This is a genomic window from Aminobacterium sp. EBM-42 (assembly GCF_001896635.1).
GTDB lineage: Bacteria > Synergistota > Synergistia > Synergistales > Aminobacteriaceae > Aminobacterium > Aminobacterium colombiense.
In genome coordinates this window covers 1-22,309 of the sequence record NZ_MPPC01000023.1, presented here as the reverse complement: position 1 = coordinate 22,309, position 22,309 = coordinate 1, and the positions used below count along the sequence as shown (strand labels likewise).

The window sequence follows — 22,309 nt, the reverse complement described above, 5'->3', positions numbered from 1 at the left end:
TCCTCCTTATAATTCACCTGATCTTATTTCAGATGCTGCACGTGATCGTACTGCCATTACCATAGAAGCATGTCGGTCAGTTCTTGAACCGGATTCGTTAAAGTGCCTTCATCCATTATCCAGTCCATAACTTTTTTCTGCCGCCCAGCCGTCAGAACGGTCTGAGTCACATCCCTGAACTTATCCATCAAATCTTCATCAGACATGGGGTTAAGGGGATCTCCCTTGGCATAATCCACCCTTGACGCAAAAATCTGCCCGTCGGTATCGGTTATTTCTACAATGGTGGTTCGTATTTCAGGATAGGTCTTCTGAATCTCGGGATCTGCCTCTATTTCTATAAGAGAAGCTATCTTTTTAACCCTCTCGTCTTTAATACTCTCTTCCGTGTATTCCTGGAGACCGGCTCTTCCCCGCACGATCATGGAACCCATGCCGTACTGAAGGCTCAGTCTGGCGTGAAGCACTGTCTGGTAGTCGGGAATATCTGAACCCTGTTTGGCATTTTTGTGGGTCAGCACCCGAATGGATTGAATGTCATCCATCGTCATGGGGTGCCCCCTTAAAATATTTTCCACAGCCTCAACAGCGTAATGAACATACCGGCATGAACAGTAAGGTTTGAAGTATATTTTCTGGAATTCCCACTTCTCGCCAAGGTCTTTTTCAAGAATGGAAGGATTGAAGGTATCTGAAAAACAGTGGGCGAAGCCCAGACGGCCTTCAAGAATTTCTTCTGGCCCCGTAAAGCCATTTTGAGCGAGAAGGGCGGCAAACATGCCGTTTCGCGCCGCATTGCCCGGGTGAAGGTGTTTCACAAAAGAGCCGTCGATTTCGTACTGGTTAATACCTGCGGCCAGACTGCCAACAATGCCAATGGCCGAAACAAGCTCGTCCGCATTCAGCCCCAGCAGGCTGGCACTCACCACTGTGGTGCCAAAGGTTCCCACCGTTCCCGTGGGGTGAAAGCCCTTAAGATAGTGGGAGGGGTTAACCGAGGTGCCAATTCGAAGAGAAACTTCATACCCCAACGCAATGGCAAGAAGTACATCCTCCACAGTGGCTCCCCGCTCTTCCGCAAGAGCCAATGCAGCTGGAATCATAGAAGCCCCGGGATGGTAGGTCGCATACTTTGACCCGTCATCGAGCTCCAGGGCATGGGCCGCTACTCCATTGGCAAGAGCGGCATGAGCGCTATCAGTCTTAAGGAGTGTTCCGATCACCGATGCCTTGCCGGCAGGGGCGCATTTTTTGACAAAACCCTGAATGGCCTGAGCCGAATCTGCCATGGCTGAGCCAGCAATGATCACACCCACAGTATCGAGAAGACACCGTCGTGCCTGATGAACAATAGCTTCAGGCAGGCTTGAAAAGGATGTATCAGCGGCAAATTCCGCCAGCTTCCTCGAAAAGGTTTTGTCACTCATCCCAGGGAACCTCCAGAGAGAAGAGTGGGGCATACTGCTGGCACCCGTACACGTCTGTTTCTGAAGGGCCTCCGCTGGCTATCGACCGCCGAATATTGGCCTTAATACCCATCCCGGGATCGAAGAACATAAAATCAAGCACTTTTTCTGTTGGCACATCGTAGGCCCGGGCAATGGCTTCTTGAGTAACGACACCGCTTTGTTTCACTTTTTCATAGATTGAACGGTCACTGAAGATAATCTCGAGGGTAATCATAAAGCTCCCCGCATTCTTGCTGCGAACCGTTCTGGCTAAATCACATATATTTTTTGTTTTCATGAGTGGAACCTCCCGAAATGGTCAACTATTTCCCCATAGGCAACTGAGTCTATGGGTCTTTCCACACACAGATCCCACAAGCCCGCTAAAAATTCTGCCGGGTAATACACATTCACCATGCCCTGAAGTTTCTCTAAAAGATCCTGATCGTTCACTGGATTTTCAGGCTCTCCCTTGGCTACGGGAATATGCTTTTCAAAAGAACGTCCGTCCTTGAGCTCAATTCTCATCCAGGCTCCCCGCTCCTCTGGATAGATGCGGTTCATGGCTTCATCTTCTTCGAGGTTCATTTTCAGGGCGGTTTGGCGAAGTTTCTCGTTCTTCAGAGTTTTTTCGTCATAATCCCGCAGAGTCACATGGCCCCGCTCAAGGGCAATAGACACGGAGAATGGAAGACTAAACATGGCTTCTTCAAAGGTAGCGGGGGTAAAGATCCGTCCCACTTCCGCAATCCCCAGGGCATAGGTCTTTACGTGGATGGATTCAATATCGTCAAGGGTGAGGCCAAGAGCCTGTTTCCCCTCTTTGGCCAGGTCGATGGCAGCGTGGCAGTGGCGGCAGGTAGGATAAAGCTTGGTATAGGTGTACATAATCTCCCACCGATCTCCCAGCTCTCCCATGAGGGCTTCTTCAGAAAATTCGTTGCGGCACATGGCCTTTAACCAACCGTGCTCTCCCTCGAAAAGAGACCTGGGCCCTTTCGCTCCCCGATCAACGAGGTCTGCTGCCAATACTCCCGCCATGGCGGCCTTGCCCGGCTGAAGTGGCTTGATTCCCGGATGGTCGTGAAGCATCTCCTGAAGTCCGGCGCTTTGCAGCCCTCCAAGTGCAACAGCGTAGGCAAAAGATTCAGGGCCGAAATTCTTAAGGCTGGCGCAGGCAGCGGCAGCGCCAAGGGATCCGCATGTACCTGTAGAATGAAATCCCCACTTCAGATGGGAAGGGTTAATGGCTCTCGCCGCCCGAAGCATTACATCGTACCCCACCACAATGGCCCGAAGAAGGCTGGTAAAGTCAGATCCTTCCCGTTCTGCCATCACAAGGGCAGCCGGAATAATAGCCACTGCAGGGTGGCATGTTCCCCACCGATGGCCGTCATCAAGCTCTATGGAATGCCCCAGAGCTCCCAGGGCCAACGCTCCATTAATAGCAGGAACCTTGCTTCCATGACAAAGGATGGTGGATTCCGGAGCCCCGCCAAGGGAAATGAGGTACTCTGCGCAGAGGGCAGGAAACTCTCCTGTTTTGTGTCCGGCCGCTACTTCCGAAAGAAAATCCACTAGAACGCGGCGAGCTTTATCAAGAACTGCTTCCGGTATGGGGGAAGCCCCCCTATCGCCATAGAATCGGCTTAATTTTGAAAGATAGGTGGCATTTACATCAAGTGTTTGAGTCATTACTAACCCCCTACCGTCTCAAAATGATATTTAAAGATTTTGCTGTCCAGTGGATCTTTGAGGGTCAGCAGATGATCGATGGTCCACCGATAACACTTGTTCTGAGGATAAAGGGGTTCGTCGGTAAGAAGGGCCACAGAGCCGCCCGATGAGTTCATCTGGCCAGGGTAGCTCATATAGAAGAAACGGAACTTGGCGCACTTTGCCACAGTGGTGGCAAGATCCAGATCTTGAGAAACCACTTCTATAAAAACTCCCAGCTCATGGGCCTGGGTTTTTATAACGGGCTCATACTCTCTCATAACGGCGTTTCGGCCATATACGTGGAAATAGAGATCATAGTCTTTGTCCCGGGAAGGCCCAATAATGTGAGACACTTTCTTTCTCGTGTCTTCAAGAATCATGTCGATATTATCGATGGCCCTGGGGTCGCGGATTCCAACAAAGTGATAGACACGGTGCCCCGCTTCGCCGGCCCCTTCCAGTTTCACCTTATAGCTTCCGTCGGGAGAAGAAACAAACTTGCTTCCCGATACTTTGGCGATACGGTCGGTAACAGACTCATAAACGCTCTCATGCATATCGAGAATTCCGCCGGGCAACCCCTGAACGAAGGGATTCGTTCGCTCGTACATAGAGTGGGCCGCAAGGCTGTGTGGCGTTGCCTGCTGTTTCGGATGCATGGGCTCGATTGTAAAATGGTCTGGATGGACAGTGGCAATAATCGACTCTTTCACCATCTGGGGCCAACAGACAAGGGAGGCGCATTCCGCCGCTTTCCCCATATGAAGGCTGATCCCTCTGTCAAAACCCTTAAAGATGGGATAGGCTGCCAAAACGGCATCGTCACAGGCCCGGCCGGCCATAATCACATCCGCTCCCTGCTCAAGGGCATAAACAAACTGCTCAATACCCATACTGGCAGTTACATTCGTCGTCTGATCAATTACTTCTTTCGTAAGGGGAAAATCTGCTTCAAGAGGTTCAGTGTCTCCGTTTTCTACACGTTTTAACAGTTCATTTTTGTCCACTTGAGAATAGATAAGGGCCATTTTGAAGGGGGCGAGGCGATGTTCTTTTGCTATATCGCGAATAAGGTCGGCGTACAAATCCACAGTTCTGTCTGTTCCAGTGGTACTGCATGATCCAACAATCATGGGAACATTCTTTTTTCTTGACTCCACAAGCATTACTTCAAGGTCGTGTCTTTCCCATTCAATTGGGTTGTGGGGCTTGTTGGCTCCTAAAAAGGTGGGGCCGGCATCGGCTGTTCCCGCATCGGCTGCGAAACAGTCGATATGATGCTTCACACCTTCGTAAAAGGATTCTTCTTCGATAATGTTATCGCCCAAGTTGCCGGTAGACACGAGAAGCGAACATTTTTCCACAACATTCCCTCCTCTATTTTCGGAAATTGACTTCCGTTTGGCTATAGGTTAATATACTCAGACTCTTTTGTCAACTTCAAATAGTGCGGGTTTAATAGCTATCAAAAGGCTAAAATAGGGGTGTTTGGCGCAAACACGGCGCAAAAAAGAAAATTTTTAATTTATTTCATCGGATAGCAACTTCCGAAAATAGAGAGGGCTTTAAAATGCAAAATTTTACGTATAATAGTAGCAAAACCAGCAAAGGAGTTTCACTCATGTTTGCCAATGAAAAATATGCGGCCACAGTTATAGAGATTCTACGCATCCTCTACTTCTCTGACGGCATTCAGTCATCAAGCCATATACGCAGCCAGCTCGGAGAGCGAGGATTCGACCTCGACTCCAGAACGGTACGGTATCATCTTTCAAACATGGAATCTGAGAACCTTGTGAAGAGAAAGGGAAACAGAGGGGCTTACCTTACCGAAAAAGGAATCAGCGAAGCAAAAATGCTCTTCGTTTTCGACCGCGTTGGCACTCCATCCTTCGAAACTGAAAAACTTTCTTCTTTTTACTCTTTCAATGGGGAAAAAAAGAAGGGCTTCATCGTCGCCAACTGCCTCCTTCTAGAAAAGAACAAGCTATCAATCGCCTTGCAAGAACTTAAAAAGGCTGCTTTTACAAACGTATGGGTATCGTCTCTCCTCGGCATTTCAAAAGAACCGGAAAAGCTGTGGAAGTGCGACCTTCCTGACAAGTATGTAGGTCTTGTCTGCGTATCATCCAGGAATTACGATGTGGCTCTTCAGAAGAAAGGAATCTATGTAGAAACCTCGGCAACAGGTCTTTACAGCCTCAAAAACTTCACTCCCCGGGGATTTACAGAGATCATATCTCATACAGGAACAACCCTCAGCCCTGGAGAAATCCTCATTCGAGGGCGATACACATCTGTCTGCCGTCTGGCAGAAACCGGGGAGGGGCTTGTTACCGCTGCCATCAAGACCTTTCCATCATTCTTATACAAAGAACTTCAAGAAGCCCTGGCGCACCTTGATCCATCTATCTTTTCAGGTCTCATTTTCCATGGCGGGCTCATTCCCCCCTCATATCGCATCAGCTCAAAAGACCGCAACAAAGGCTACATGGTCATATACGGCGGCGCCAACCTCTTCTCTCCCCTTATTGAAAAAGGAATCGCCACCAACCTTTCCATCGCCAGCAGCCTTTACGACGTAGAACAAATGACCGACATCAACAGCCTGTAGTGGTGCCAGGTCTTGAAAATGTGAAATTGTATTAAAAGTATGCACGAATGCCCCCACAAGAGAGTCTTGAAACCTCTTTTGAGGGCATTCGCTATTTTTCTGCCTGCCAACATGTGAAACTAAAAACTAATGCACATTTTCAAGACCTGGCACCACTTTTTTGTAAAACCGGTACACAACTTTCTGGTTCAGCTGGGCAGGCCCCATGCGATCTTCTTCCCATTTTTTCAGGTCATCCCAGCTCCACAGATCAGTATGGGGGCTCACTAGCGACTCAAGCTCCAAATACCACGGCTCTTCTACCATCTTCACAACCAGGCCGGGTGACTGTGTATCTCCCCAGCAAGATAAACGGTGCTCATAAAAATTCCGAACCTGGCCGTTCTGCCAATAGGTTCGTATTCGTTCAGCCTCAACTTCACCAACAAGAACGTAGTCTGTGGCCTGCAAAGCGCCATCTTCGCCAGGCTTCATCAGAACGCCTTTAAAAAGAGGCTCCCGTGTTGGGTCGACCCTCCGAACACGGCCTATCGTTCCAGACAGAAGGGGAATCTGAACAGCGTGACCCCGCGGGGCACGGGTGTAATCGAAAGCCAGCTCTCCCATTTTTTTCGTCTTATCTCCCTGGGCAAAGCGCACCACAATCCCCGTGTAAGCCGGCTGATCCTCTAATTCCTCATACAAGAAGCCTATAGACCAGTTCTTAAAGGTGCGGCCCACAAAAAGGTTAAATCCCTGGGCCGTTTCCCCCATCACTTCTTCTCGTATGGGTAAGTCACCGAACCTTGCTTCATAATGCCACAAACCAGAATCGTTGCGATAGAAAATATACCGTTCTGCCCAATTCGAAGAGCGGTCTACACCAAAACCCCAGTCTATCCACGCAGCATGAACGCCCAAGCCGCACTTGTGGGCATAATCAGCAGTAAGAATCAGGCCGGAATAGCCTGTTTCATCTCCGCCCTTGAGGTCACCGATTCCCGGCACCTGATCAAAGGTGGCGATAGCATCCGGATAGGGGAAACGTAAATAGCGGCTTCTTCCAAGCTTGGCACTCAAACTCAGTGTTCCGTTTGCATCTACATAAAAACCATATTTCTCAATAAAAGCTTCGTCAAAACGGGGGGCCCACTCCCCTAAACCGTTCATTTCTTTATTAGAGCGGATAATACTATGCCATCGCAGGCCAGCCCCTAAATCCACATCTGTCAAAAGCTGCAAGTTTCTGAAATCCAAATGGTCTGTCCAGAAATGAGCCCCTGCACTGAGTCCCCAAAAGCCATTGCCTTTCCCAATGCTTGGAAAGCACCACCCCTTCTCGTATATCTCTTTTTGTCTGCACAAAGCCTTTTCCCCAAAAGGAAAAATCATAAGCAGAAGAATGAGGATAAAGAAAAAGCATTTCTTCATTGTATATTCGCCCTTGCTACCTTGACGACCTGGAAGGCACTAAGCCTTTGAGCACCCTTTGCAGCCAATGCACTCCTAAAGCTTCTTTAAATTCCTTTAGCTTTTTTTTCTGTTCAGGGTCTTTTTCAGCCCTGCTCCACGCCTCCGCCAGGAAGGCACAAAAAATAGAAACGAACAGCCCTAACATGGCAGCCAGCACCACCATCATTATTCGCTTTGGCTTGATACGCTGCTCTGGAGTCACCGCTTTATCAAGCACCTGAATAGTCACAGGCGTATAGGCTTCGTCGAGACGAGACGTCTCGTACATCTTGAGCAGGGTATTATACAGAACCTCCTGAAACTTCCAGTCACGGAACTTCTCAAGGTACTCAAATCGAGCCGCCGGCATACCTCCAACAGGATTGAGGGGATCACCAGAGTCTGTTACCAACTCTAAACGGGCTATCTCTTCTTTTAATCCATTTATCTCTTTTTCAAGCTTTACCACTTTAGGGTTCTGATGTGTCGCATAGGATAAAAGGGATCGCAGCTGTATTTCTCTTGCAGCAATCTGAGCTCGCATATTCACCCTGTTCTGAATATTGGCCGTTAGCTGGGCGTCTCCCATATATACACCTGTTTTTTCCTGAAACTCCCGCAAACTTTTTTCAGCCTGGGCCAAAGCTTCACGGGCATAATCCAGTTCATTCTCATAATATCCTCTCCGCTGAGCCGCTTCTGTGGAAAAAAAATGGTCTGCCATATGCTGCAGTTCTTCCACATAGGCATTGGCTATATCCGCCACTTTATACTGATCAGTGTAAGATACCGTTACAAGAATGGTTCCATTCTTTTCTTCAGTTACAGACATTTCTCCTATGTTTTCAGCAACAAAATCATGACGTCTCATTTCTTTCCCTGCCCCAACCATATCCCTCCAGCCATTTGAAACAAAACGATCAAGCACCTGGTCTTGTAAAGAGCGGCTCTTCAGCATGCTCACATAAACGTTGCCGCCAGTGGGGCCCAAAGACAGCAAATCACCCATTAACCCAGCCTTTTCTTCCATCAGACTGGCAAAAGACGGCCTCTGAACAGGATTCAAAATTCTCGTCGATGCCTGGTATACCTTTGTCATAAGCAAACTGGCTATAATTGCCACGACCACAAAAAGGGTCGTTATTCCCATTATTATTTTTTTCTGCCGGGCGAGTACAAGCAGCAGATCAAGCAGGGAAATCTCGTCGTCTTCAAAGTAATGAATTTCTTCTCCATTCTTCATTTCAGCCATAATCCTATCCTCTTCATTATTTTGTAATGTTATGTATGCTCGCTGCTGTTACCGCTACTTTATAGAGCATATCCACATAATCCCGGGTCTGACGCATTCCCCGGTAGCTGGCCATCTTCTGCGGCACCACAATAGCGTCTCCCGGCTCAATGAGGTTCCAGTCATCCCCTTTGTTGAACTCCTTCACCCAGGGTGTAACCTCCCGAGCTGAAGGCTTCACACGCATGGCCGTACCATCCGCTTTAAGAACATAGATCCTGGCTGGGCTCGCCTCGCTGGTATAACCCCCTGCCATCAGTACATAATCCTTAAAAGAAAGTCTTTTATCATAAATAAAGGCCGAAGGGTTGAGAACAGATCCTATTACCTGAACAGTAGACGGGTTCGCCGGAACGTAGAGGGCATCCCCTTCTTCCAGTACAAGATCATAGGCTGTTCCCTTCAACACCCCTGGCTCTGCGACCAACGTGGCAATACGGCCAGTGGCCTGGATTTCTTTCATCTTTTGCAGCAGATGCCGTTTCTGCTCTGCCTCAGACTGAAGAATTTTTGCCTCTTCTGATGTGAGAGCCGATGACATTTCGTTGGTATTCACGGCTAGAAGCTCTCGTTCCATCCGCTTTGCCATTTCATCAACCTGCCGTTGCTGGGCGGCTTTCACGCTCGCTCTTGTAAAAATTGCACCACGTGGGTAAGCCCTGTCGGTAAAACCCCCTGCCCGTGTTAAAAGGGAAGAAAGAGTTTCTTCCTCCTGAATGGGATAAACACCTGGGTATTTAACCTCCCCATAGATTTCTACTCTTTTATAAAGTTTCCAATTAGGGATGGCCCTTACTGAAATAAAGTCATTCATCTGCACAATTATGTTTTCTGAGGGGTCTCCCGCCAGAACCCTTTTAGCATTCACACGCAACTGATGTGTCTTCGGCCCCTGAGGAGTCGCCATCATTAAGCATGGTAGATCCTATGGAGTTTTTTGAAAGGCGCTTTAAATCCCCTTCAAAAATCGTTCTGTATTCCTGATCCACAACCCTCATCATTTGTACACGGCCTTTATACCCTGTAGCAGTCATACCGCCGGCCATAGCGATAAGGCCTTCCACATTCAGAGGATTTTTAAGTTCGTAGATAGCCGGCCGCCTCACATTTCCCACAATGGCCGCCTGAGGCCCTACCACAGGAATAAACACCACATCTTCCGGCATCATCCTGATATCTTTTGTTTTATCGCCCTTCATGAGCAGATCGTACATATCAAAGGTTGCAACAATCTTGTCGTTCCGTTTTACTGTTATGTTACGCATTGAGCCGTTGCTGTCGGGCCCTCCAGCCTGGAGAAGCACGTTTACAAGGGTCGCAAGTGAAGAGACTGTATAGGCTCCGGGCCTTTTCGCATTTCCCACCACATACACCTTGATGCTTTTCAGCGCGCCGAGGGTCACATTCATTTCGTAATTGGAGTAGTACTTTGAAAACTCCTGATGAAGAGCATAGCGAAGCTCTTCGAAGGTCATTCCCGCCACTCCTATTACGCCAACTCTGGGAATAGTAATGGCTCCCTGGCGATCCACTGTTTCAACCCAGCTTCCTTCCACCATGCCCCAGACATTGATTCTAATCTCATCACCAGGCCCAATCACATAATCCGGACGAACAGGAACAGTATCTCCCGGAGCAAAAGTAGATGGAGGATTTCTAAAAAAACCGGCTCCATATCGCTGAATGCGAGTCAGGCGCTCTTCTGGCAAACTTCCTGTAATAAAACGCTGGAACTCATCTATATTGGAAGCAGGGTCTCCTGTGTCTATTGTTTCTTCTGTGTAATGTGCTGAATCATTCCCAGTCTCATGGGAAGAGGAAGGGGAGATGGAGTTCTCGGGCTGCGAAGGAAAGATGTCAGGAATATCAGGAGCGCTGCCACCTGGAAGAACAATGGGCGCGTGTATTTGTCCCCCTTCCTGAACATCCGGGACGTTTGGCAGGGCAATGCCGCCACTTCCACCCACTCCATCTAAAACCGCCGTCTGGGCCATGGCAAAGGGCGCAAAGAAAAAGATAAAAACAAAGCAACACAATAGAATTCCCCACTTGCGCACAACAAAAACCTCCTCGAAAGATACACTAAAAATGTCCCGCATCTTTTTAATTTTATTATACGAAACTATTTTGAAATCTGCAAAACAACAACAATAAGGAAAAGTCTGTTAAACACACGGACTGGGCCAATGAACGTCTACATAAAGCAACAATCAACTATTCCATCATGTACAAAAAATGAACAGAAAGCCCCGGCTTGTTTCAATTAACGAAACATGTTGTTCGTTTTATATTACAGTGTGAGCAATTAATTTGCTAGTGCAATTTAAACTTTTATAAACAAAATAGGTTTTGCCAGCCAATTACGCTGAAACCTCAATTTTAAAATCCGCATTTGTTTTTTGAGGAATGACAATGCATAATAAGATGCAAACCTTGAAAAGAAGAAAGGAGACACTGCAATACGTGCTCTTTCTGAAAGGACTAACACTTCATGAATGTCTATAAAAACTACTTTCACCAAATACAAAAAATTTTCACCCCACTCTCAAACGTCTTTGGCCCAAGGCAAGATCCTCACGGCGCTTATGCCGCCGTCATCCCGGCATGGATAACAGCCCTTCTAAAGCAACAGCCGGCTTTTATATATGGAGACAGCGACAACACTCGAGACTTCTGCTATATTGATAATGTTGTTCAGGTCAATTTGCTTGTAGCCACAACAGAAAACACACAAGTTTTTGGTAAATACTTTAACAATGCAGGCAGAAACCGCCTCTCGCTGAACGAACCGTACAATGGCTTTCTAAATTAGGTGACACTCATGACTAAAAGCAAACAGATGCTTCTTATAAAATTAGGTATCGACATTTTGCTCGGCGCACTCGCGGCCTACTGCGCTTTCGCTCTTCGCATTGGCTTGCCTCTTGGCAAATACGCCCCCCGTGCCTTTACCTACACATATATAAGTGTTTTTATCAAAGTGGCCCTCAATTATTACTTCAACCTCCACCGCCAGTCATGGCGCACAGTAGGCACCAGGGATGCCCTTGCCCTCGCTAAATCTACTGTTATTTTCGCCTTAATCGCCTCTTCCATCGCCTTTATGCTGGGACACAACTACAATATCCCTCGCAGCATTCCCCTTATCGACGCTCTTGTCTACGCCGTCTTTTTGGGATCAAGCCGATTCGCCAGCAGAATAATCTTTGAAGAAATTGTTGGCCGCAAAACAGGCATAAACAAAAAAAGAACCCTGATCGTAGGGGCTGGCGATGCTGGAACCATGATCGCCCGTGAAATATTACGCCATCCTGAGTCTGGGCTGGTTCCTGTTGGATTTCTCGACGATGACCCTTCGAAAAAAGAAACCCGCTTTTTAGGCCTCGATGTATTTGGCCCCATTGGCGACCTGAGACAAGTGGTTCGAGGACACAGTATTGAAGAAGTTATCATAGCCATGCCTTCTGCCCCTGGAACCACCGTAAGGCGCATTGTTGAACTTGCGAAGAAAGCCAAAGTACAATACCGCATTATTCCCGGCATCTATGAAGTAATCAGCGGAAAAGTTTCAATATCACTGCTTCGCCCTGTAGACGTGGAAGACCTGCTTCGCCGCGAACCAGTGAGGCTTGATATCGACTCAATAGCCGGCTACCTCTCTAGCAAAGTAGTTCTTGTAACGGGGGCCGGCGGATCCATCGGCTCTGAGATATGCAGGCAAATATGTCATTTTTCACCTAAACTTCTAATCCTCCTCGGTCGAGGAGAAAACAGCCTCTTTAACATTGAAAGGGAGATGAAAGCAAATTATTCTCATATTCCCTATGTTACGATGGTAGCAGACGTGCGAAACACCCATAAAATCGAGCATATTTTTGAACAATACAGGCCTGAAGTTGTGTTCCACGCGGCGGCTCATAAACATGTGCCCATGATGGAAACCAACCCTGACGAAGCCATTTTAAACAACATTGGAGGCACACAAAACCTTGTAAAAAATGCCTTGCGCTTTAACACCAGTTACTTCGTCAACATATCCACAGACAAGGCGGTAAACCCCACATCTATTATGGGAGCCTCTAAGCGGGTGGCCGAAATGGTGGTGCGAAAAGCGGCAAAAGAAGCCAGGGAAGGGCAGCATTTCATGTCTGTTCGCTTTGGAAACGTGCTTGGGTCACGAGGCAGCGTCGTACCCATTTTCAGAGACCAAATTAGAAAAGGTGGCCCTGTAACGGTCACTCACCCAGATATGACACGGTACTTTATGACCATACCCGAAGCAGCCCAGCTTGTTCTGCAGGCCGGGGGCATGCAGAAGAACGGGCAGGTCTTTGTGCTTGACATGGGAGACCCCGTAAAAATTGTTGACCTCGCCAAAGACCTTATACGCCTCTCAGGTTTTGAACCAGGCGAAGATATAGATATTGTTTATACCGGCGTTCGCCCAGGAGAAAAGCTCTTTGAAGAATTACTAACAGCGGAAGAAGGCACCACAGCAACACACCATAAGAAGATATTCGAAGCCAAAAGCAACGATTTGCCAGCGGACCTGGATGCAAAACTTGCCGGCCTTTTTGAAACCGCAGCCAGCGGCAACAATGAAGACATATGCAAAAGGCTATTTGAAGTTGTACCCCAATTCAAGTCTAAAGAAATAGAAGGTGCTGTTCATGAACAAATATGAGAATAAGAACAGGATTTATCTCTCATCCCCTCATATGAGCGAAGAAGGGTATGAGATGCAGTATATACAAGAAGCCTTTGACACCAACTGGATTGCTCCTCTTGGGAAAAACGTAAACGAATTCGAAAAAGACTTCGCTTCAAGGGTCGGCGCAAAACATGCTGCGGCACTGACTTCTGGAACAGGTGCCATTCATATGGCCCTTAAAGCAGCGGGGGTCGGCAAAGGAGATATTGTCTTCTGCCAAAGCCTTACTTTCTCTGCCACAGCCAACCCCATTATTTATCAGAACGCCATACCGGTTTTTATAGATAGCGACTATGAAACATGGAATATGAACCCTAAATTACTGGAAGAAGCCTTTGAAAAGTACCCTCAAGTTAAGGCCGTTCTGGTTGTACATCTTTATGGGCTATCGACAGATATGGATAAGATCATGGATATTTGCAATAAACACAACGTCACCGTTATTGAAGACGCAGCAGAGTCGCTGGGCACCTATTACAAAGGAAAACATACCGGCACCTTCGGCGAGTATGGAATATTCAGCTTTAACGGCAACAAAATCATCACCACATCAGGCGGCGGAATGCTCGTTTCTGATAACGAAGAGAGAATTGAAAAGGTACGCTTCTGGGCAACTCAGGCCAGAGATAAGGCGAGGCACTACCAGCATAGCGAACTAGGCTTTAATTACCGCATGAGCAATGTAGTTGCCGGCATTGGCCGAGGCCAGCTAAAAGTTCTTGATCAGAGGCTTGCCAAAAAGAAATACATCTTCGAGTTTTATAAGAGAGAGCTGGGCAATTTAGACGGAGTACAGTTCATGCCCATAAATAAGTGGAACGAACCAAATTGCTGGCTATCATGCCTGACCTCAAAAAGAAAGGTAAGCCCTATTGATATAATGGAAGCTCTTGAAAAAGAAAACATTGAATCAAGACCGGTATGGAAACCAATGCACATGCAGCCCTTCTTTGCAGAATATGATTACATAGGAACAGACGTATCTGAGAAGTTGTTTCAGAATGGCATTTGCCTTCCCTCTGACACTAAAATGACAGATGAGGATTTGGGAAGGATTGTAGAGATTATTAAAAAGCTATGGAGAGGATAATGGAAACACCTAAGAGTGGAATTTACAGAAGGTTTTTCAAAAGACCTATGGACTTCTTTTTATCATTGACAGCTTTGATAATACTGAGTCCGGTTCTCGTAATAATCGGACTACTGGTCAGAATAAAACTTGGCAGCCCTGTAATTTTTAAACAGGAAAGGCCAGGCCTCAACGAAAAGATCTTTACTATGTACAAGTTTAGAACCATGACTGATGAAAAAGATGAGAACGGGAAGTTGTTGCCTAATAAGAAGAGACTAACGAAGTTCGGAAAACTCTTGAGAGCTACGTCTCTAGACGAGCTTCCTGAGTTATTTAACGTTCTAAAAGGCGATATGTCTTTAATTGGGCCGAGACCTCTTTTGACAGAATATCTGCCTCTCTACAACGAACATCAAAAACATCGGCACGATGTGAGACCCGGCATATCTGGACTAGCGCAAATAAACGGAAGAAATGCAATAACTTGGGAAGAAAAATTTGATTACGATGTCGAGTACGTTAAGAACATATCTTTAAAATTAGATTGCACAATAATATTTCAAACTTTTCTGAAAGTTATAAAAAGAGAAGGTATAAACAGCAGCGAATTTGTGACAATGAAAAAATTTAAAGGAACTGAAAACTAAAGAATAAAATACAAAAATTAGGGCTGAAGGAGTACTAATCCTATGCAAGTAAAAGAAATTTACATAGTAGGCGCAGGAACTTATGGGGAAGCTATGTGCGAACTTGCAGAAATATTAGGTTACACAATCAAAGGGTTTTATGACGAAGATGAGAGCAAACTAAACACTTTTAAAATGGGAGTAAAAGTCGTAGGCAAGTTTTCCAACCTTAATACCAAAGAAATTAAGGGGAAGAAATTCGTTGTAGCTATTGGAAACAACACAATAAGGCATCACATTATGTCTAAAGTGAATCAATTCGGCGGTACCACCCCGACATTAATACATCCATCAGCAACTGTGAGCCCAAGCGCAGAAATAGGGAAAGGTGTTTATATTCAAGCAAACGCATATATTTGGACAAAGGTAAAGATTGATGATTATTGCATCATTAGCCCAAATGTTGTAATCGCCCATCATACTTGTGTTGGGAAAGCATGCTTAATATCAACTCTGACAGGAGTAGGGGCATCTATAAAAATTGAAGACAATGTTTTTATAGGAATGGGTAGTACTATTGTTACAGGAGTAAATGTTATTGGCAAAAACTCAATAATTGGAGCAGGGACCGTTGTACTAAAAGACACTGACAAAAACAGTGTGTATGTTGGCATCCCTGCACAGAAAATTAGAGATAACAACTAAATTAATTGATCTGAAACAATCTAAATTTTACAATGCGAGTGCTGTATAACTAGGGAGATAAAATGAATATTTTATTTTTATCAATAGGAAAACTAGATAATATAGAGGACAAAGGTATCTATACCGACTTGCTAAGACAGTTCAGGGATAACAGACATGATGTTTATGTAAGTTAGCCCAAGAGAGAAGATATTTTTGCCAACGGAATATATTACTGAAGAAGGCGTAAATTTTCTCAGAGTCAAGATTGCAATCCAGGCTTTGAGGCTAAAATAGATATCCAGCATGTAGATACAATTTCTGTTTCTGCATTTGCTTCCACATAAAATGTTTAGTATCAAATGATTTATAATTACAATCCGTCTTTTTATACTTACCAAATGCCAAAAAGAAAGGTGAAATTTAATGAAAATCTGGTGGATAAATCAACATGCACGTCCTCCTATCTCTGCTGGAGGCATGAGACATTTTAACTTAGCAAAAGAGCTTTGCGCTTTAGAAAACGACGTAATGATTATAAATGGGTCAGTGGATCATATTAAATACAATGTCCTCCCTGAAGAAAGACATGACAAAAATCCTATCTTTCATACATATGAGGGTGTGTCATTCCTATCCATCAATTTACCTTCCTATAGTGGAAACGCATCGTTAGGGCGAATAAGAAATATGTACTCGTTTTATCTTAAAACAACGAAAGTCCTATCTCCCAACAAGACTAAATACGAACACCCAGACATTATCATAGGCTCGACAGTTCACCCGTGGGCAGCTTATGCCGGCTATAAGCTATCGCAAATGTACAAAGTACCATTTATATATGAGGTTAGGGACCTATGGCCTTTGACCTTGATAGAACTCGGTAGAATTAAAAAATGGAATCCACTGGTGTTATATTTCGATAGAATAGACAAACTTCTCTCTAAAGAAGCCACCCTTGTTATAACAACAGCTCCTCTTATGAAAAAATATTACATTGATCGGTGGGGGCTTCCAGAAAGTAAATTTTTATGGGTCACGAATGGGACTAACATAGATATTAATTCAACTAATGATTCAGGAGAAACAATTCTGCCTGAAAATAAAAAAGAGGCCCGCCCACCCTTCCGCATTGTTTATACGGGAGCATTAGGGCAAGCAAATGGGCTAGATGAAATCTTACGGGTCATTCAAGCAAGTAAAGAAAAACTTAAAAACTTTGAATTCCATTTTTGGGGAAATGGCCCCCTTAAAGAATCATTATCCAGTTATATTGAGCAGAATGGATTACCCTGTTTTATACACAATCCAGTACCCAAGGCGCAAATATGGTCCGTTCTTAACCAAGCAGACGCATTGTTATTTAATCTAGTTTCTTCCTCTGTAACATTATTTCAATATGGAATTAGCCCAAATAAGTTGGCGGACTATCATGCCGCTGGCAAACCCATAATTTCAATCGGACAATATGCACAAAACCCTGTTATTGAATCTGGGGCAGGTTTTGCTGTTTCATCAGCACGAGAATTGCCTGTAGCCTTACTAAAATTTCAAGAATTGAGTCCCGAAAAAAAGATTAAAATGGGAGAAAAAGGTCAGAAGTATGCGGAGGAGCATTATAATTGGGGAAAGTTAGCAAAAAAACTTGCTATAGAACTCAAAAAACTAGTATAGTATTGACTTTTAAACACAAAATTAGGAGCATAAAATTAATGGAAAATACAATTATTTCCCTCGTTGGGGCCCGTCCCCAATTTATAAAAGAAGCAGTTATCGCGTCTGAAGTTCATAAAACCAATGCCTGGAATCATATACTAGTACATTCCGGTCAACATTATGATGTAAATATGTCTGATCTCTTTTTTGAGGAACTTCAAATCCCAACCCCTAAATATTTTTTAGAGGTTGGGTCTTCCAGTCATGGAAAGCAAACAGCGGCAGTGCTCGAAAAGTTTGAAGACATTCTTCTTCAAGAAAAACCCGATCTCGTTCTTGTATATGGAGATACAAATACCACTGTTGCTGGAGCGTTAGCAGCTGCGAAACTTAAAATTCCTGTAGCTCATGTTGAAGCTGGCATCCGCCAACATCCTAAAGACATGCCCGAAGAAATAAACAGGGTTGTTACAGATCATTTGTCATCCCTTCTCTTTTGCTGCTCTGAACTTTCTCGGCAAAATCTTAAACAAGAGAATATAACAAAAGACGTCTTTATCTCTGGAGATGTAATGTACGACCTTTTTCTTCGGATGAAACCACGTTTCCTAAAAGATAAAATGTTACAAAATCTCACTCTTCATGAAGGTGAGTATATACTTGTTACACTTCATCGAGACTTTAATGTGGATAATAAAGAATCCCTTCTTCCTATTCTCGAAGGGCTAAATGATTATGCAAAAATGACAGGGCTATCTATTGTCTTTCCCATGCACCCCAGAACTCGAAAGCGCATAGAGGAATTTGACCTTGCTACTTATCTTGATTCTATGAACATCGTAGAGCCAGTGGGTTATTTAGAACTCATGGGCCTTCTTGAAGGATGTTTAAAAGTTGTTACAGATAGCGGCGGCCTCCAAAAAGAAGCGTATTTTGCACAAAAGCAAGCAGCCGTTGTTATGCCCGATACAGGCTGGAGAGAAATTATAGAATCAGGCTGGAACCAGCTAGTGTCAGCAAATAAGGCAAGAGAACTTTTACCCCAAATACTGCAAAGCAACTCGCCTCAATATCCTCAAAATCTTTACGGCACTGGGGAAGCGGCTCAATCAATAGTAAAAAGCATTATGGCATATTTAAAAAGCTGAGGACTTCATTAAAAAATGAAAAAGCGAATTTGTCATATTACTACGGTACATTCAGCAAATGACACTCGAATTTACATAAAGGAATGTCAATCCTTAAGCCAAGCGGGCTATGAAGTTTTTCTCGTAGCCCCAAAAACATCTATGGCTTCTCTCAATGATTCTGTACATATAGAATTCTTACCTAAAGAGGAAAATCGCTTTTTTCGCCTAATACGGGGACAGTGGCGTGCTTTCAAAAAAGCTCTCAAGATAAAAGCCTCTCTTTACCATTTTCACGACCCTGAACTTATACTTATGGGTGTAGCTCTTAAACTCTTTGGTAAAAAGGTAGTATACGACGTACACGAAGACCTTCCTCGCCAAATATTGACCAAACACTGGTTGCCATGTTGGAGTCGAAAAGTTATTGCTTTTATAGCAGAGTCCGTCGAATGGATGGGCACAAGGTTTTTTGATGGTATAGTAACCGTAACACCGCTTATACAAAAACGCTTTCCTTCTCACAAAACCATATTGGTCCAGAACTTCCCTATTCTGGGAGAGCTCGCCCAATCAGGCTCTATAAACTACTCTGATCGTTCTCTTTCTTTTGCATATATTGGGGGAGTAACAGCTATTCGTGGAATTAGAGAAATGGTAAAAGCACTAGAATACATAGAGATTCCTCAAGTAAAACTCACCCTTGGTGGGAATTTCAGCCCTGAAAGTCTACTGCGGGAAGTTAAATCCTACGGGGGATGGAAAAAGGTTCAATATGAAGGTTTCGTGAATAGAAACGAGATCGCTGAGTTATTAGGGGAAGCAAAAGCAGGGCTTGTTTTATTTCATCCTGCGCCTAATCATATTTCAGCACAACCCAACAAGCTCTTTGAATACATGTCTGCTGGAATTCCTGTTATCGCCTCAAACTTCCCTTTGTGGCGTCAAATCGTCGAGGGTGCTGAATGCGGATTGCTTGTAAATCCCCTATGCCCAGAAGAGATTGCAGAAGCAATGAAATGGATTTTAGAGCATCCAGAGGAGGCAGAAAAAATGGGGCAAAATGGCTTAAAAGCCGTACAAAACACCTATAACTGGGAAAAAGAAAACGAAAAGCTTTTAGCCTTATATAGCAAACTGCTCGAAAAAGGAGCGTAAAACTATGGAAGAAGAAAAACGTCGTTTTATCTCGCCACAAACTCAAATTGGGCAAAACGTATCCTTCGGCTACAACGTAATCATAGAACAGGATGTTGTTATCGGCAGTAATGTTGAAATAGGCCACAACGTCATTATACGTTCAGGGGTTCGTGTAGGGGATTTCTGCAAAATACTGGATAACGTCGTATTGGGCAAAAAGCCAGCAAAGGCTTCTCTTTCTGCAACAACAGGGGGAGAACGGCAACTGCCTCCCCTTGAACTGGGTAAAGCCGTTACCGTGGGAGCAGGCTGTATTCTTTACAGAGGTGCCATTCTTCACGATCAGGTGTTTATTGGCGATATGGCTTCAATCAGGGAAGATGTAAAAATTGGGGAGCTGACAATTATCGGCCGGGGAGTAACCGTCGAAAATAAAGTATCCATTGGCAGAAAGTGCAAGATTGAAACAGAAGCCTATATAACGGCCATGTCGACAATAGAAGATTACTGTTTCATCGCTCCTGAAGCAACCTTTACGAATGATAACTTTCTAGGGCGAACAGAAGAGAGGAAGAAGCACTTTGGGGGTCCCCTTCTTCGCCGAGGTGCACGAATAGGAGCCAATGCTACATTGCTCCCGGGCATAGAGATTGGAGAAGATGCCCTTGTGGCAGCAGGAGCCCTTGTTACCCGTAACGTGCCTCCAAGAGTAATAGTTGCTGGAACACCAGCTAAATACTTTAGAGATGTTCCAGAAGAACAATTGATTGAAAATCAGGTCTTTTTTGATAAATAGACGAGGAACTCTTTTTAAATAGAGGTGTAAAACATGTCATTACTTCAAAAAATACAAACGAAAACTGCCACTGTGGGGGTTATTGGCCTAGGGTACGTTGGCCTTCCCTTAGCTGTGGAAAAAGCAAAGGCTGGATTTTATGTCACTGGTTTTGATATCCAGCCTCAAAAGGTTTCTCTTGTCAATCGAGGGGAAAACTACATTGGAGACATTATTCCGCAAGAACTCAAAGATCTTGTGGCATCAGGTCATTTGAAGGCCACCAGTGATTTTGAAGATATTGGCAAATGCGATGTTATTGCCATTTGCGTTCCTACCCCTTTAGATGTTTTCAAGCAGCCGGATCTCTCTTTTGTGGTAAGTTCCGCTCAATCAGTAGCAGACCATCTGCATAAGGAAATGCTTGTTGTTCTCGAATCCACCACTTATCCAGGCACCACAGAAGAAGTGCTTTTGCCTCTTTTTGAAGAAAAGGGATTGAAGGTGGGCAAAGATTTTTATCTCGCCTTTTCCCCAGAACGGGTGGATCCGGGCAACCATCTGTACAAAACAAAAAACACTCCCAAAGTTGTTGGCGGATGCACCGACGCTTGCACACAACACGCAAAAGCTTTATATGAAGCAGTGCTCAATGCCCCTGTATTTGCAGTTTCATCACCAAAGGAAGCAGAAATGACGAAAATACTTGAAAATACTTTCCGTATCGTTAACTGTGCTCTGGCCAACGAAATGGCCCTTGTATGCAATAGAATGGGCATAAACGTATGGGAAGTTATTAATGCGGCAGCAACTAAACCCTTTGGCTTTGTGCCCTTCTACCCTGGCCCCGGAGTCGGCGGACACTGCATTCCCATAGACCCATTCTACCTTACCTATAAGGCCAGAGCCTACGATTACCATACACGGCTCATAGAGATGGCCGGAGAAATTAACGACCTCATGCCAGAGCATGTGGTGGAACGGCTTATGAACCTTCTGAACGATCAGGCGAAACCTCTTAAAAACAGCGCAATACTTCTCTGTGGAATAGCCTATAAGGGAGACATCGACGACCTTCGAGAATCCCCTGCCCTAAAGATCTGGCAGCTTCTAGAGCAAAAGGGAGCCGTCGTCACCTATACAGACCCTTATTGCCCTGAAGTTTTATTAAATGGGGAAAAAGTTCTTTCTTCTCCCCTTACGCAAGAACTTGTACAAAAGGCAGATGCCGTGGTCATTACAACGGCCCATAAAGAGAACGTTGATTACAAGCTTATTGCTGACAACGCAAAGCTGATTTTCGATACAAAAAACATTTTAAGTCAAAGCCTTAATATCAGGCCAGAAACTTTAGAAAACTTACATATCTTATAAAGGAGCTATGCCATATGTATAAATTTGCCCTGCTCGGCTGCGGCCGAATCAGTAAAAACCACATAGAATCTTTAGCTGAACTGAAGAAAGAAGGTAAAGCAGAGTTTGTTGCCTGTTGCGACATTATTCCAGAACGAGCCGATTCTGCTGCATCCCAAATTGGCTGCAAGGCTTACTACAACTATCAAAGCATGCTTAATGAAGCAAACTTTGATGCAGTTTCTATATGCACTCCATCGGGCCTTCACCCAGACCACGTTATTATGGCAGCTCAGGCTGGTAAACATTCCATCAGTGAAAAACCAGCAGGCACATCCCTTGAATCAGTCAATGCCGCTATAGACGCGTGCGATAAAGCACAGGTTCACTATCTTGTAGTAAAACAAAACCGTTTTAACAAAACAGTCCAGCTTCTGCGAAAAGCCCTTGAGGCCGGGCGATTTGGAAAGCTCTATATGATCACATCTAATGTGTTTTGGACCCGCCCTCAAGAATACTATGACCAAGCTAAATGGCGAGGGACATGGGAATTCGATGGTGGGTGCCTTTCAAATCAAGCCGCTCATTATGTAGATATGGTTCAATGGATGGGAGGAGCTGTAGAAGACGTTAGTGCCTTCAGCTCTACACTTGCACGGCGT

Annotated in this window: 20 protein-coding genes; 12 read left to right on the top strand and 8 right to left on the bottom strand. The window is 44.9% G+C overall.

The genetic code is table 11. From position 1 onward, the window contains the following. Window positions 1-56: 56 nt before the first annotated feature. Genes BUC50_RS06005 through BUC50_RS05990 form a run of 4 tightly spaced genes read right to left on the bottom strand, consistent with a single transcriptional unit; the run spans window position 57 to window position 4,531 of the window. The gene (locus BUC50_RS06005; RefSeq protein ID WP_273015200.1) at window positions 57-1,427 is read right to left on the bottom strand and encodes an MmgE/PrpD family protein; all 1,371 of its coding nucleotides are present in this window, start codon (window positions 1,425-1,427) and stop codon (window positions 57-59) included. Further along, entirely contained in the window at window positions 1,420-1,746 is a 327-nt protein-coding gene (locus tag BUC50_RS06000) for a DUF4387 domain-containing protein (protein WP_013049085.1), read from the bottom strand. Before BUC50_RS06000 ends, BUC50_RS06005 begins: the two co-directional genes overlap by 8 nt. Continuing rightward, window positions 1,743-3,143: an MmgE/PrpD family protein gene (locus BUC50_RS05995; RefSeq protein ID WP_013049086.1), complete on the bottom strand. Its 1,401-nt coding sequence runs from the start codon at window positions 3,141-3,143 to the stop codon at window positions 1,743-1,745. Before BUC50_RS05995 ends, BUC50_RS06000 begins: the two co-directional genes overlap by 4 nt. 2 nt (window positions 3,144-3,145) lie before the next feature. Continuing rightward, a complete protein-coding gene (locus BUC50_RS05990) occupies window positions 3,146-4,531 on the bottom strand; it encodes an acyclic terpene utilization AtuA family protein (RefSeq protein ID WP_013049087.1) in 1,386 nt (461 codons plus the stop codon). Between the two features lie 257 nt (window positions 4,532-4,788). Between BUC50_RS05990 and BUC50_RS05985 the strand changes: the two genes are divergently transcribed. Further along, a complete protein-coding gene (locus BUC50_RS05985) occupies window positions 4,789-5,781 on the top strand; it encodes a DUF128 domain-containing protein (RefSeq protein ID WP_273015198.1) in 993 nt (330 codons plus the stop codon). A gap of 126 nt (window positions 5,782-5,907) precedes the next feature. Here the strand turns inward: BUC50_RS05985 and BUC50_RS05980 are convergent, their stop codons facing one another. The 4 genes from BUC50_RS05980 to BUC50_RS05965 are packed head-to-tail and all read right to left on the bottom strand — an operon-like array spanning window position 5,908 to window position 10,560. Then, window positions 5,908-7,191 (bottom strand): hypothetical protein, encoded by a 1,284-nt coding sequence (locus BUC50_RS05980; RefSeq protein WP_286677238.1) that lies wholly within the window; start codon window positions 7,189-7,191, stop codon window positions 5,908-5,910. Window positions 7,192-7,207: 16 nt separating this feature from the next. After that, window positions 7,208-8,464: a GumC family protein gene (locus BUC50_RS05975; protein ID WP_286677237.1), complete on the bottom strand. Its 1,257-nt coding sequence runs from the start codon at window positions 8,462-8,464 to the stop codon at window positions 7,208-7,210. Window positions 8,465-8,480: 16 nt separating this feature from the next. Then, window positions 8,481-9,371, bottom strand: coding sequence for an SLBB domain-containing protein (locus BUC50_RS05970; RefSeq protein WP_286677236.1), 891 nt, complete (start codon window positions 9,369-9,371; stop codon window positions 8,481-8,483). Further along, a complete protein-coding gene (locus tag BUC50_RS05965; RefSeq protein ID WP_286677235.1) occupies window positions 9,361-10,560 on the bottom strand; it encodes a polysaccharide biosynthesis/export family protein in 1,200 nt (399 codons plus the stop codon). Before BUC50_RS05965 ends, BUC50_RS05970 begins: the two co-directional genes overlap by 11 nt. A gap of 434 nt (window positions 10,561-10,994) precedes the next feature. On the opposite strand from BUC50_RS05965, the gene BUC50_RS05960 reads away from it, so the two are divergent. From BUC50_RS05960 to BUC50_RS05910, 11 genes are all read left to right on the top strand, one after another. After that, window positions 10,995-11,315, top strand: coding sequence for an NAD-dependent epimerase/dehydratase family protein (locus BUC50_RS05960; protein WP_041459386.1), 321 nt, complete (start codon window positions 10,995-10,997; stop codon window positions 11,313-11,315). 9 nt (window positions 11,316-11,324) lie between these two features. Further along, window positions 11,325-13,187 carry a polysaccharide biosynthesis protein gene (locus BUC50_RS05955; protein ID WP_286677234.1) on the top strand — a complete coding sequence of 621 codons (1,863 nt, stop codon included), beginning with the start codon at window positions 11,325-11,327 and terminating at the stop codon, window positions 13,185-13,187. Continuing rightward, window positions 13,174-14,304 (top strand): DegT/DnrJ/EryC1/StrS family aminotransferase, encoded by a 1,131-nt coding sequence (locus tag BUC50_RS05950; protein WP_013049093.1) that lies wholly within the window; start codon window positions 13,174-13,176, stop codon window positions 14,302-14,304. Before BUC50_RS05955 ends, BUC50_RS05950 begins: the two co-directional genes overlap by 14 nt. After that, on the top strand, window positions 14,292-14,933 hold the full coding sequence (locus BUC50_RS05945; RefSeq protein WP_286677233.1) for a sugar transferase: 642 nt from the start codon (window positions 14,292-14,294) through the stop codon (window positions 14,931-14,933). The genes BUC50_RS05950 and BUC50_RS05945 overlap by 13 nt, the downstream gene beginning before the upstream one ends. Window positions 14,934-14,975: 42 nt before the next feature. After that, window positions 14,976-15,617 (top strand): NeuD/PglB/VioB family sugar acetyltransferase, encoded by a 642-nt coding sequence (locus BUC50_RS05940; protein ID WP_286677232.1) that lies wholly within the window; start codon window positions 14,976-14,978, stop codon window positions 15,615-15,617. Between the two features lie 405 nt (window positions 15,618-16,022). Further along, the gene (locus BUC50_RS05935; protein ID WP_286677231.1) at window positions 16,023-17,270 is read left to right on the top strand and encodes a glycosyltransferase family 4 protein; all 1,248 of its coding nucleotides are present in this window, start codon (window positions 16,023-16,025) and stop codon (window positions 17,268-17,270) included. A gap of 38 nt (window positions 17,271-17,308) precedes the next feature. Then, window positions 17,309-18,400 carry a non-hydrolyzing UDP-N-acetylglucosamine 2-epimerase gene (wecB, locus tag BUC50_RS05930; protein ID WP_286677230.1) on the top strand — a complete coding sequence of 364 codons (1,092 nt, stop codon included), beginning with the start codon at window positions 17,309-17,311 and terminating at the stop codon, window positions 18,398-18,400. Between the two features lie 15 nt (window positions 18,401-18,415). Further along, the gene (locus BUC50_RS05925; protein ID WP_286677229.1) at window positions 18,416-19,537 is read left to right on the top strand and encodes a glycosyltransferase family 4 protein; all 1,122 of its coding nucleotides are present in this window, start codon (window positions 18,416-18,418) and stop codon (window positions 19,535-19,537) included. A 4-nt stretch (window positions 19,538-19,541) separates the two neighbouring features. Beyond that, entirely contained in the window at window positions 19,542-20,315 is a 774-nt protein-coding gene (locus BUC50_RS05920) for an N-acetyltransferase (protein WP_286677228.1), read from the top strand. A gap of 33 nt (window positions 20,316-20,348) precedes the next feature. Then, the gene (locus BUC50_RS05915; RefSeq protein ID WP_213700867.1) at window positions 20,349-21,668 is read left to right on the top strand and encodes a nucleotide sugar dehydrogenase; all 1,320 of its coding nucleotides are present in this window, start codon (window positions 20,349-20,351) and stop codon (window positions 21,666-21,668) included. A gap of 14 nt (window positions 21,669-21,682) precedes the next feature. Further along, window positions 21,683-22,309, top strand: a 627-nt coding sequence (locus BUC50_RS05910; RefSeq protein ID WP_286677227.1) for a Gfo/Idh/MocA family protein, incomplete at its 3' end; no start/stop codon positions are given.